This window comes from Amycolatopsis sp. NPDC004368 (genome assembly GCF_053602515.1).
The window spans coordinates 1-11,810 of sequence record NZ_JBSGDT010000031.1 but is presented as its reverse complement, the minus strand read 5'-3'; the positions used below and the strand labels follow the sequence as shown (position 1 = coordinate 11,810).

Annotated in this window: 8 protein-coding genes; 3 read left to right on the top strand and 5 right to left on the bottom strand. The window is 71.9% G+C overall.

Features of this window, described 5'->3' with window-relative positions; genetic code table 11:
* The 3 genes from ACWEOE_RS32210 (at position 1) to ACWEOE_RS32200 (ending at position 2,063) form a co-directional block, all read left to right on the top strand.
* Complete coding sequence (locus ACWEOE_RS32210) at positions 1–411, top strand: hypothetical protein (RefSeq protein ID WP_452015837.1); 411 nt, start codon at positions 1–3, stop codon at positions 409–411.
* A gap of 10 nt (positions 412–421) precedes the next feature.
* On the top strand, positions 422–1,549 hold the full coding sequence (locus ACWEOE_RS32205; RefSeq protein WP_452015835.1) for a hypothetical protein: 1,128 nt from the start codon (positions 422–424) through the stop codon (positions 1,547–1,549).
* Between the two features lie 79 nt (positions 1,550–1,628).
* Positions 1,629–2,063, top strand: a complete 435-nt coding sequence (locus ACWEOE_RS32200) for a VOC family protein (protein ID WP_452015833.1) — start codon at positions 1,629–1,631, stop codon at positions 2,061–2,063.
* Between the two features lie 21 nt (positions 2,064–2,084).
* On the opposite strand, the gene ACWEOE_RS32195 is transcribed toward ACWEOE_RS32200, so the two are convergent.
* From ACWEOE_RS32195 to ACWEOE_RS32175, 5 genes are all read right to left on the bottom strand, one after another.
* Positions 2,085–2,873, bottom strand: coding sequence for an IclR family transcriptional regulator (locus tag ACWEOE_RS32195; RefSeq protein WP_452015831.1), 789 nt, complete (start codon positions 2,871–2,873; stop codon positions 2,085–2,087).
* Positions 2,874–2,911: 38 nt separating this feature from the next.
* Positions 2,912–3,910, bottom strand: coding sequence for a CaiB/BaiF CoA transferase family protein (locus tag ACWEOE_RS32190; protein ID WP_452015829.1), 999 nt, complete (start codon positions 3,908–3,910; stop codon positions 2,912–2,914).
* Positions 3,907–4,926 (bottom strand): alcohol dehydrogenase catalytic domain-containing protein, encoded by a 1,020-nt coding sequence (locus ACWEOE_RS32185; protein WP_452015827.1) that lies wholly within the window; start codon positions 4,924–4,926, stop codon positions 3,907–3,909. The genes ACWEOE_RS32190 and ACWEOE_RS32185 overlap by 4 nt, the downstream gene beginning before the upstream one ends.
* Positions 4,926–6,278 carry an MFS transporter gene (locus ACWEOE_RS32180; protein ID WP_452015825.1) on the bottom strand — a complete coding sequence of 451 codons (1,353 nt, stop codon included), beginning with the start codon at positions 6,276–6,278 and terminating at the stop codon, positions 4,926–4,928. The genes ACWEOE_RS32185 and ACWEOE_RS32180 overlap by 1 nt, the downstream gene beginning before the upstream one ends.
* A gap of 294 nt (positions 6,279–6,572) precedes the next feature.
* A complete protein-coding gene (locus tag ACWEOE_RS32175; RefSeq protein ID WP_452015823.1) occupies positions 6,573–11,786 on the bottom strand; it encodes an RHS repeat-associated core domain-containing protein in 5,214 nt (1,737 codons plus the stop codon).
* Positions 11,787–11,810: the final 24 nt, after the last annotated feature.

The window sequence follows — 11,810 nt, the reverse complement described above, 5'->3', positions numbered from 1 at the left end:
GTGCGCCCGACCATCGACGACCAGCTGCACGGCGCCCAGCGTCTGCTGGACGCCGTCGCCACCGACCCCGGCCTGAGCCGCGACTCGCGTGAACAGCTCGCCAACGTCCGGCGGCTGCTCACGCAGGTGGGGCGTTCGTGGTCGGTGCTGCTGCCCTTCTACACCGCCGACAACCTCACGATGGCGCAGCTGCTGACCCGCTGCGTAGCCGCGGGTTCCCCGCTCGCGGCCGAGGTCGCCCGGGTGACTCAGCCGGTGGAGAGCGGCACCGACGTCCACCGCGCCGCGGAACGCAACGCCGAGCTGAGATCCCTGCTGTCGCGCGTGATCGCGCGGCTGCCGGCCGGTGCCCCCGCCCGCCGGGAGATCACCGAGTACCTGATCCGTCGCGTCGAGACCGACCCGAGCTGAGGAGGTGGCGATGAGCGACCTGACCGTGGGCGACGAGCACTTCGCCGAGCAGTTCCCCCTGTCCCCTTTGGACGATTACCTCATCCACCAGACCCCGGACCCGATCCGCGTGATGGCGACCGGCGATCCGCGCGCCTACGAGCGGTACTGGATGATCTGCCACGACCCGGCCGGCGAGGTGATGGTCGCGACCGGCGGCAGCTTCTACCCGAACCTCGACCGCGCCGAGGCCTACGCGATCGTGAACCTCCGCGGCCGGCACACGTCCGTGCGCAGCTTCCGCGACCTCGGCGTAGACCGCGCCGACCTGAGGGTGGGCCCGATCGCGCCGGAGATCATCCGTGGGCTCAGGGAATGGCGCTACGTGCTCGAACCCAACGAGTGGGGCATCAGCTACGACCTTACCTTCCGCGACACCACCCGCCAGGTGTTCCGCGAGCCCCTGTCCGACTCGGCCCACGGCACGCCGCCGGGCCGGCGCAACGACGTGACGGCCGGCTTCGAGGGCTTCGGCACGGTCGAGGGCTGGGTCGAGGTCGACGGCACCTGCGTGGAGCTGGGCCCCGGCTCCGCGGGCACGCGCGACCGGCACTGGGGCACGGGCCGCGGCGTGGGCGGGCCCGCGATGTCGCTGGGCGGACGGCTGCACGTCGGCGTTTCCGGCAACGCGTTCGTGCCCTTCACCGGCTGGACGCTGTGGGGCGATCGCGTGTACTACCCGTTCGGTGACGAACGCGCGGGCGCAACGCGCGTGGCCAAGCCGACGCGCCGCCTGCGTTTCGACCCCGACACGGACATCTTCGCCGAGGGCGTCGTCGACTACCGGCTCGGCACGGGCGAGGTGAAACAGCTGCACTACGAGCACCTCGGCCTGCAAACCGCCTTCCTGCGCTGCGGCATGTACGGCGGCACCCCGGAAAGCGGCATCCACCAAGGTTCCTACGACGGCCCGTCGATGACCGAGGGCGAGACCTACGACCTCACCGACCCGCGCACCCGCATCGGCCTGCGCGGCCTGGACGAGCACCTGTGCCGCGTCACCTGCGACGGCGAGACGGTGATCGGTATCTACCAGACGATCGACCCGGTGGCCTACGAAACGTGCAAGTCGGGGCGGCCGGGCTGGGCTTTCCTGTAGTCTCCCCAGGCCGGTCAGGGGTGCCCGCGCCGGCGGAAAATACCGAGCCCGGGCGGAAAATCCGACTAGGGTGGGCGCCATGGGGATTGTCAGGCAGGTCCAGGTCACCTTCGACTGCGCGCAACCCGAGCGCGTCGCCCGGTTCTGGTGCGAGGTGCTGGGTTATGTCGTCCCGCCGGCGCCGGACGGGTTCGCCACCTGGGACGAGTTCACCGCCTCCCTGCCGCCGGAGAAGCGGGACGCGGGGTTCGTCTGCGCCGATCCGAACGGTGTCGGGCCGCGGCTGTACTTCCAGCGCGTGCCCGAGGGCAAGGTCGTGAAGAACCGGGTGCACCTCGATGTGCGGGTGGGCACCGGGCTCGTGGGCGCGGAGCGCGTCGCCGCGCTCGAGGCCGAGTGCGCGCGGCTGCTGCCGCTCGGTGCCACGCGGGTGCAGCTGCTCGAAGCCGACGAGGAGAACGAGTCGTGCCTGGTGATGCAGGACGTCGAGGGCAACGAGTTCTGCCTCGACTGAGGGATCGATCCGGCCCCGGGTTCAGGCCCGGCGGCCGCGCCGCGCCAGGTCCGCGCCGCCGCGGCCGAGGTCGGCCTCGATCGTCGCGGCGGCCTCGAACGCCTTGTCCACCAGCAGTTTCTCGTGTGTCTCGTCGATCTGGGCCAGGGGCACGGAGATGTGGATGGCGGCGGTGATCTCGCCGTACGCGTCGCGGATCGGGAAGCCGTAGCCGACGACGCCGGGGATGGCTTCCTCGCGGCTCACCGAATAGCCGGTGCGCCGGATCGTGTGCAGCTCGCGTTCGAGGTCCGGCTCCTCGGTGAGCGTGTGGTCGGTCAGCTGCGGGCGCGTTTCGCCCAGCAGCCGCCGGTGCAGCGGCGCGTGGAAGGCGGCGAACAGTTTGCCGACGGCGGTGGCGTGCAGGAACAGCGACTGGCCGAGCCGGATGTCGACCGCGATGGGCCGCGTGCCGGGGAACCGGTCGATGTAGGACACCCGCGTGCCGAGCCGCACCGCGAGGTACACGTCCTCGCCGGTCGCGCGGGTCAGCTCCTGCAGGGGGCGGCGGGCGACGTCGCGCACCTCCAGGCCGTCGACGATGCGGATGCCCAGGCGCACCGCGCGCGAGCCGAGGGAGTAGCGCAGGTCGTCGGAGACCACGATGACGTCGGTGGCGGCCATGCGCTGCAACAGGTTGTGGGCACTGCTCGCCGGCATCCCGAGCCGGTTCACGATCTCGGTGAGTGTCATGCCCTCCGGGTGCCCGACGAGCAGTTCGAGCGTGTCGAACACTCGCGAGAACCGTTCCGCTCCTGCGTCGGCTGCCACGCACTCTGCCTTTCGTCGCCGGTCATCCGCCAAAAAGCCTAGCCGATCCGGGGCGGCTCCTGGGTCCGAGACGGGCGTGGTCCGGCGAGCAGATCCAGCGGCAACGGCGTGTGGCGCGCGGCGGGGCTGTGGTCGCGGGCGCGCGCGGCGAGCTGGGCGACGGTGTCCGCGTCGCCCGTCGCGTCGGTGGGGCCGAGGGGCAGGTCGTGCTCGTGGGACAGGGCGATCAGCTCGGCGACGGTGCGGTCCGCGAACGCGCTTTCCAGCCGGGCACGGATCTGCGCCGCGTGCCCGCGTCGCCGGGCGTAGGTGGCCAGCGCGGGGTCTTCCGGCCAGCCCAGCGCCGAGCACAACCGGGCCCACATGTGGTCTTCGAGCAACGCGACCGCCACCGAACCGTCTTTCGCCGGGACGACGCCGTAGGTCGCCTCGGCCTCGCTCACGGCGAGGGGTTTGACACTGGTCCAGGCCGTCGCGACGTCGAGCATCGCCAGGTCGAGGACCGCGCCGCCGCCCGCGTGCCACGCCGCCGTGATCGCGAGCGCCGCCGTGGTGGCGGTGCCGAGGTCCACCCACGGCACACCGATGCGGTCGGATTCCCGGGTGTCGCTCAGGATTCCGGCCATGGCCTGCAACGACAGGTCGTGGGTCGGGTGCCCGGCCAGCGGTCCGGTCTGGCCCATGCCGCTGATCGAGCAGTAGACGACGTCGGGGCGGACCGCCCGCACTTCCTGCTCGTCGCAGCCGAGGCGGGCGGTGACCCCGGGCCGGAATCCCTCGACGAACACCGCGCACCCGGCCGCGAGCTCCAGCAACCGAGCGCAGTCGGCGGAGGCCTTGAGATCGAGGAAAACGCTGCGCTTGCCCGCGTTCACGCGCTCGAACATCGGCGGGTCGAAGCGCCGCGCGGGATCCCCGGCGGGCGGCTCGACCTTCACGACGTCGGCGCCGAGCGAGGCGAGCAGGAACGTCGCGTACGGCCCCGGCAGTTGCTGGCTCAGGTCGAGCACGGTCATCCCGTGCAGCGGACCGGTCACGGCCGCACCACCGCCCGGCCGACGAGCGCACCCGAGTCGACGGCGGCGTGCGCGGCGGCGACGTCGGCGAGTGGCCACACGCGCGGCGGGACCGGCGTGACCTCACCGCTCGCGACGAGGTCCACGACGTCGAGCAGCTCGCGGCGGTTCGCGTGGGCCGAGCCGACGATCTCGAGCTCCTTGAGGATCACGAGTCCCAAGTGGACCGACACGGCGCCGGGGTCGGTGTTGCCCACCACGGCCAGCCGGCCGTGTGGCGCCAGCGCGCGCAGGGACAACGCGAACGTCGGGGTGCCGGTCGTCTCGATCGCGACGTCGACACCCCGTGGCCGGCCGAGGTTCGCGGCGGCTTCGCGGACACCCGGGGCCCCGGCCGGAACGGGGACGACGGCCCGGGCGCCGGAAGCCAGCAACGCCGGGGTGGCGGCCTCGCGGCTCGTCACGGCGATCACCGTCGCGCCCAGGGCGGCGGCGATCCGTACCGTGTGGACACCGACGCCGCCGCTCGCACCGGTCACGAGCACGACATCGCCGGCCGAGACGCGTGTGCGGCGCAGCGCGTGCAGGCCGGTGCCGAGGGCGCAGGACAGGATCGCGCCCGCGGTGTCGTCGATCGCGTCGGGCAGCGCGACCGCGTTGAGCGGCCCGGCGAGCACGTACTCGGCGTATCCGCCGGGCAGGTCCTCGCCGTAGAAGCCCGGCCCGCCGCGGCAGGTGTTGGTGTGGCCGACCCGGCAGTCGGCGCAGGTGCCGCACGGGAAGCGCTGCACGAGCGCGACCCGGCGGCCCAGCCACGAGCCATCGCCGGCCGGGCCGACGGCTTCGACGCGTCCAGCGATCTCGTGCCCGAGCACCTGCCCGGGCTTGGCGGCCAGCAAACCCTTGCGGGCCAACACGTCGTGGCCGCAGATCCCGCACGCGGCCACCCGGACGAGCAACTGGTCGGCCACCGGTTCGGGCACCGGGCGCCCGTGGATCTCGAAGTGATCCGGCGCCGTGAGCACGGCAGCCCGCATCACTGCGTCACGACCTCGGTCACCTTGCCGGCGATCGTCGGGGCGGGGCCGGACTTGGTGGCGTCGACGTCGAGGGTCAGGTCGCGCCCGGCCGTCTCCGGCAGCCAGCGCAGCAGGATCAGCCCGCAGACCAGGGCGACGCCGACGAGCAGGATCCCCGGCGCGTAGCTCAGCCCGGTCGAGACCACCAGCGCGGCGGCGACCAGCGGCGCGAACCCCGAGGGCGCGCCGACGCCGAGGTTGAACCCGATCGCGCCGCTCGTGAGCCGGGTCGAGGCCGGGAACATCTCGATGAGCACCAGCGAGGTATTGGCGTTGATCGGCGCCTGGAAGATCCCGAACACGATCAGCGCGACGATCACCACCGGCGTCGACCCGGTCCCCAGCGCCATGAACACCGGGATGCCGAACACGACGTGCCCGAGGCAGCCGAACAGCAGCGTGCGGCGCCGGCCGAGCCGGTCGGACAGCCGGCCCGCGAGCGGGCACAGCGCGCAGTAGACCGCAAGCCCGATCGAGGTCAGCACGGTGGCGCGGGTGCCACCGACGTGGGCGGTCGAGGTCAGGAAGTTGACGACGTAGGTGCCGAGGAAATACAGGCCCACCCCGCAGATCCACGAGAACCCGAACGTCACGAAGATCGCCTTGGCCTGATCGCGGCGCAGCGCGTCTTTGAGCCGGGCCCGCGGGACGTCACTCTCGGCCAGCTGCGCGAAGACCGGCGTGTCCTCCAGCTTCTGGCGCACGTACAGGCCGACAGCGGCCAGCGGCGCGGCGACGAAGAACGGCACGCGCCAGCCCCAGCTGTCGAGGTCGGCGGCGCTGAGGGAAAGCTGGAAGACGAGGGAGAGCAGGGCGCCGAAGATGAGCCCGAGCGCCGCCGCCATCGACGGGAAGCTGCCAGGGATGCCGCGCCGGTCCGCCGGTGCCGTCTCGATCAGGTAGGCGGAGCTCGCACCCCACTCGCCGCCGACCGCGAGCCCTTGCAGGCAGCGCAGGAACACCAGCAGCACCGGCGCCGCGAGGCCGATCGTCGCGTAGGAGGGCAGCAGCCCGATGACCGTCGTGGCGACGCCCATCAACGCCACACTCGCCGACAACGCCACCTTGCGCCCCGCCCGGTCCCCGATGAGCCCGAACACGACGCCGCCCAGCGGCCGCACCGCGAACGCCACGCCGAACACCGCCAGGGACTTGAGCAGCCCCACCGCGCTCGACCCGCCGGGGAAGAACTCGTGCCCGATGGCCACGGCGAGGAACCCGTACACGCCGAAGTCGAAGTACTCCAGGAAGTTCCCGATGATGCACGCGACGGCGACGCGCCGTCTGCTCGTCGCCGTGGTGGTCCTCATCGTCGTCGCCATTGACCCCGAGTCCCTTCGATTCGAAATACCGAAAGATATTTCTTAAATTCGAATGAGGCGACGGTACTTCGTCGTGCGCTGCGCCACAAGCCTCCGGACACGGCAGCGGCCCCGATCCGGAGATCGGGGCCGCTGCGGGTGGTTGTCGAGTGGTGACGCTCGGTGAGAGGCATGGAGGCGCGACGCGAAACTCGGAAGGCACGTCGGGCAACCTGCGGCTGGTGATGTCGCGGTCGTGAGCGGTGGCCGGGCCGAGACGCGGGGTCTCGGCCCGGCGGCTGCTCAGTACCTGTTGTTCTTCTTGTTCCAGAAGTACTCGCTGGCCAGATTCGTCTTCATCTGGTTGGACACCCCCGCGTACCGGGGGTCATTGTTCAGGACGTTGTCGATGTCGGCGAGCGCGTTCTGGGTTTGCGCCTTCTTCGGATGGTCGTCGGGCAGTCCGTTGATGTCGTTCACCATGTCGTCCCAGGTGCGGTTCTTGTTCGCTTTGCCGATGACCTGGTCCAGCGTGTAGTCGGTGCGTGGCGGATCGTTGAGGTTGAACTTGTTCTCGTGGTGCAGCACGTTGTGGTACTCGATGACCGACACGTTCGTATTGGCCCCGTTGTACCCGAGCTGGTCCTGCTTGATGTGCCCCATCTCGTGGTACAGCGTCTTGTCGTAGTTGCCGATGTCGTTCTGCACGTTGATCGTGCCGGTCTGGTAGTTGTAGCCACCGCCGCCGCTCAGCTCGAGATCCAGGTGCGCTTTGACATCACCCTGCGGCCGACCGCTGTCCTCGTCGATCTTGTTGAGGTACTCGTCGTCCTTGCCGAAGAAGTGGCCGACCTTCTTGTCGGCGTCAGCCGGCCCGAAGCCGTGCGCGACGCCGGGCGGGAGATCTCCGATCCTGGTGTTCAGCGTGATGTTGTCGTTGTTCGGGATGTTCAGGGTTTTCTGCGGGCCCTCGATCTTCAGCTCGTTCTTGTAGTCCGCGTACTTGTCCTCGAACGGCCGGTTGTCCTGGGCGGGACGGTTGTGCCCGGGGTGGTCCGAGCCCGCGGGCTCGTAGTCGATGGGCTTGTGCCCGTTCTGGTTGCCACCCGAGTGCGAGTGATCGCCGCCGGTGTGGTCACCGCCGGTGCCGTCGTGGCCCGATCCGTCGTGGCCGCTGCTGTCGTGGCCGCCGTCGTGCTGGTTGTGGCCGGTTGTGTCTCCGTGGTCGTTCGACGGCGAGTCGTCGCCGTGGTGGCCGGTGTTGTGGTCGGCACCGGTGTGGTCCGGGGTCGACGAGTCGCCGCCGTGGTGACCCGAACCCGACGAGTCGGTCCCGTGGTGACCCGGGACGTCGTCCGACCCGGTGTGGTGTCCACCCGAGGGGCCGTGGCCCGGCGGCGGGGGCGGCGGTGGCGGGGGCGGGGGTGCGCCGGTGCCACCGGTGTGTCCGTGCCCAGGGGGCGGCGGAGGCGGCGGAGGCGGTGGCGGTGCACCCTCGCCTCCACCGGTGTGGGAGCCGCCCGGCGTCGTGTCCGTGTTTCCGGGCAGCTTTGAGCCAGGGGGCGGCGGGGGAGGCGGCGGCGGAGGCGGTGCGCCATTACCGCCACCGGTGTGGCTACCGGAGGTTGTGTCGGTGTTTCCGGGCAGGTTGGAGCCGCCGCGGCCCGGTGGGGGCGGAGGGGGTGGCGGGGGCGGCGGTGCGCCGTTGCCGCCACCGGTGTGACCGCCACCGGCAGGCGTGGTGCCGGTACCGCCCGAACCGCGGACAGGCGGCGGCGGAGGCGGCGGCGGCGGGGGCGGAGGTGCTGCGCCACCGGCATTTCCGCCCAGCTTCGAGCCGCCGATGTTCGGCACCGGAGGCGGTGGCGGCGCGGAGGACGTGTTCGGGGTCGACGAGGACGGGTTGGAGTTCTGGACGTGCGTCGCGTCGCTGCCGGCGTTCTGGCGCGGCGGTGGGGGCGGTGGCGGAGGAGGTGGCGGTGCGTCGGTGTCTTCGACCGGCTTGCTGCCGCCGCAGCCGAGGCCGAGCGGGTCGGCCTCGAACAGCGGGTTGGGTGCGTAAGCGACCGGGTTGGGTGCCGGCGTGAGACCCAGCGGGTCCTGGCTGAGGTAGCGGCCCGTGCCCGGGTCGTAGTAGCGGAAGACGTTGTAGTGCAAGCCGGTCTCGTCGTCGGCGTACTGGCCGGGGAAGCGCAGTGGCGTCGACACGGTACCGGGGCGGCTCGGCGTCACCCGGCCCCACAGCGACGGCGTGGCGTGCCAGGCCACGACCCCGTGGGCGTCGACCAGGTCGACGGGCGTGCCGATCTGGTCGGTGACGAACGAGAAGAAGCGCACCCCGGTGCCCAGGTGCTCGGTCTGCGTGACCGGGCGGGTGCTGTCGGGGTAGTGGTCCCAGGTGAGCACGAGCTGACGGCCCTGGGCGTCGCGGTGCACCTGCTCCACGAGCAGCTGGCCGCTCCACGCGAAGGTGACTTCCTCGGCCACGCTGCCGTCCGGCGCGAGGCGCTGCTTCGCGGTGCGCCGGCCGAGCGGGTCGTAGTGGTAGCGCCATTGGGTGCCGTCAGGTGTTCGCACGCCGAGCAGCCGGTCGAGCGGACCCCAGCGGTAGGTCCACGTCGCGGCGCCGTCCTGGCGGGTGGTGAGGCGGCCCTGGGCGTCGTGGGCGAAGCGGACCTGGCCCGCCGACGCCAGCGTGTTGCCGGTGTAGTGGCGCGGCCGCGGGTCGGCGGCCGGCAGCTGCGCGTGGACGATGTTGCCGGCCGGGTCGTAGCGGTAGCTCTCGGTCCCGCTCGCGGCGGAGACGTCGGTGACGCGGCCGGCCGGATCGAGCCGGTACCGCACCGGCCCGGACAGCGCGTCGTCCACGCCGACGAGCCGTCCGTCGGCGCTGTAGGTGTACCCGCGCTGCTGCACCACGCGCGCGGTGGCGCGGGCGGTGACGACCTGGCGGGTCAGCTGGTGTTCGCCGTCGAAGGCCTGCGTGAGCGTGGTGCCCGTGCCGGTGGTGCGCTCGACCTCGCGGCCGGCTTCGTCGTAGCGGAACGAGACGACCTGCCCGGCGACGGCCAGCGCCACCGGGGTGCCCTCGGCGTCGTAGGTCCACACACTGTCCACACCGGACGGTGTGTGGCGGCGCACGCTGACCTCGTCGTAGGTGTACGCGACCGCGCGCCCGTCGACGATTTCCCGCACCACCCGGCCGAACTCGTCCCGCTCGATCTCGACCACGCTGTCGCGCTCGGTGGCGCGCACGAGGAACCCGACGGGGTCGTAGGCGTAGGTGGTGACCCCGGCGGCGGTGCGGCGCTCGACCACGTTGCCGAGCTCGTCGTAGGTGAACGTGGTGGCCGCGCCGGTGCCGTCCACCGATTTCACGAGCTGCCCGGCGCTGTCGTGCTCGAAGCGCAGCACTCGGCCGTCGAAGTCGGTTTCCGACACCGTGCGCCCGGCGGCGTCGTAGGTGTAGGACCAGCTCAACCCCGCGGGGTTGGTCACGCGGGTCAGGCGAAGCTCGGTGTCGTACTCGTAGGACGTGCGGGCGCCGGTGGCGTCGATCTTCGCGATGGTGAGGTCGAACGGCCCGTACTCGTAGCGGTCGCCGGCGTGCTCGACGACGTTGCCCTCGGCGTCGTAGCGCCATTCGTCCTGGCGGCCCGTGGGGCCGATCCGGCTGGCGCGCCGGCCCTCGACCGTCCACCCCAGCCGCGTGCGCGCGCCCGAGGCATCGGTGACCACGCGCGGCCGCCCGAACAGGTCGCGCTCCACCGGGTCCTCGACCGGGCCCGGGGCGACCTCGGCGGTCCACTGGCGGTCCTGTTGGAACTCGGTGCCCGCGGTCGCGCGCACCGCGAGCAGGTCCGGCGCCGTCCCGGCCGGGAACACGCGTCGGTAGGTGCGGGCACCACTGGTCACGGTGAGCGTGAGCGATCCGTCCACACCGGACTCGACTTCGGCACGGCTGCCGTCCGGCCGCACGATCGCGGTGAGCAGGCCTTCGTCGGTGTACTCGAACGCGGTGGTGCGCCCCAGCGGGTCGGTGCGCGAGAGCAGGCGGTCGTAACGGTCCCAAGTGGACACCGTCGTTTCGCCGAGCGGGCCGACCTCGCGCACGACCTGGTCGGCCTCGTTGATGTGGAACTCGGTGTGGTGACCCAGGGAGTCGGTGTAGGTGGTGACCCGGCGTTCGGGGTCGTAGGCGAACTGGCCGTCGTAGAACCCGCGGTCGCCGACCGTGCGGACGCAGCGGCCCTCGGTGTCGTAGACGTAGCGGTACCAGACGCCGTTGCGGTCCTGCCAGCCCGTGATCCGGCCGGCGGGATCGTAGTCGTAGGTCTCGGCCAGGCCCGAGGAGTTGACGACCCGGACCAGCCGGCCGCGTTCGTCGTAGCCGAAAGTGCGGGCGAGCACGGTGAGGTTCTTCGTCGCGTCGACCACGCGGATCGCGGTGATCCGCCCGGCGTCCGACTCGAGCTCGACCAGGTACCCGGTGGAGTGCTTGAGCAGCTTCGGCGCACCGAACCGGTCGTACTCCACCTCGACGTGCGCACCTTCGGCGCCGACCATCGCCGCCATCGGCAGCACCGCACCGCCGCGGCCCGGCAGCGGCGCGAACCGCACCTCGGTGCCCCGCAACGGATCGGTGACCGTGTACGTGCCGTCCTCGCCGACCGAGAGCGGGCGCCGCGGGCCCTCCGCCGGCTGCACCGGCGAACCGGGCGCGGGCAGCGGGTAGACGAGGATCGTGCCGTCGGCCGAGTAGAACGTGGCGTTGCGGGCGTCGAGCTCGATCCGTTGGTCCACAGTGGACGTCCACGTCGGACCGAACCACAACCCCGCCCGGTAAGTCGACAGGTGCAGCCGCTCCAGCACCAGCGGATCCGGCAGCCGCAGGTCCACCTGCTCCAGCACGACGGCGCCGCGAACGACGTCGACCGGGTCGGACTTGCAGATCCGGCTGTCCTTGTCCACCGCGGTGTCCCGCGGGTTGTCCGGCTTCGGCGAGGCCGGCGGAGGGGCCGCCGGGCCCTTCGACCCGCCCGACGAGCCCCCGAGCGAACCGCCGCCCGCGGGCCCCGAGCCCGTGTCGAGCGGTGGTGGGTCCGCCTTGGCCGGTGGGGGCGGAGTGCCGCCACCACCACCGCTGCTGCCTCCACTGCCGCTTCCGCCGGTGCCGGAGGTGTGGGTCGAGTCGTCGCCCTTGCCCGCACCGCCGGAATAGCCGGAGGCCGAGGTGCCGTCGTCACCGCCGGACTTGCCCGGTGGCGGGGTGTAGTCCTTGGGGGTGCCCTCGTAGCCGGACGCGTGGGTCCCGTCGTCGGCGCCCTTCGAGGCGGGCGGCGGCGTGTAGTCCTTCGGCGTGCCTTCGTAACCCGAGGCCTTCGTGCCCCCGCTGTCGGCGCCGCCGGATTTCGCCGGCGGGGCTTTCGGGGTGCCGGAGAGGTCCTTGGTCTTCGGCGGCGGGGCGACCTTGCCGCCTTTGAGACCCTTGAACGCCTTCCCGGCGTCCTCGAACAACGTCCCGGCCTTCTTCAACAACGG

Bases quoted from the DNA above. Each gene is read 5' to 3' on its own strand.
- ACWEOE_RS32205 (WP_452015835.1), top strand. From the start codon at position 422: ATGAGCGACCTGACCGTGGGCGACGAGCACTTCGCCGAGCAGTTCCCC.
- ACWEOE_RS32200 (WP_452015833.1), top strand. From the start codon at position 1,629: ATGGGGATTGTCAGGCAGGTCCAGGTCACCTTCGACTGCGCGCAACCC.
- ACWEOE_RS32185 (WP_452015827.1), bottom strand. From the start codon at position 4,926: ATGCGGGCTGCCGTGCTCACGGCGCCGGATCACTTCGAGATCCACGGG.
- ACWEOE_RS32180 (WP_452015825.1), bottom strand. From the start codon at position 6,278: ATGAGGACCACCACGGCGACGAGCAGACGGCGCGTCGCCGTCGCGTGC.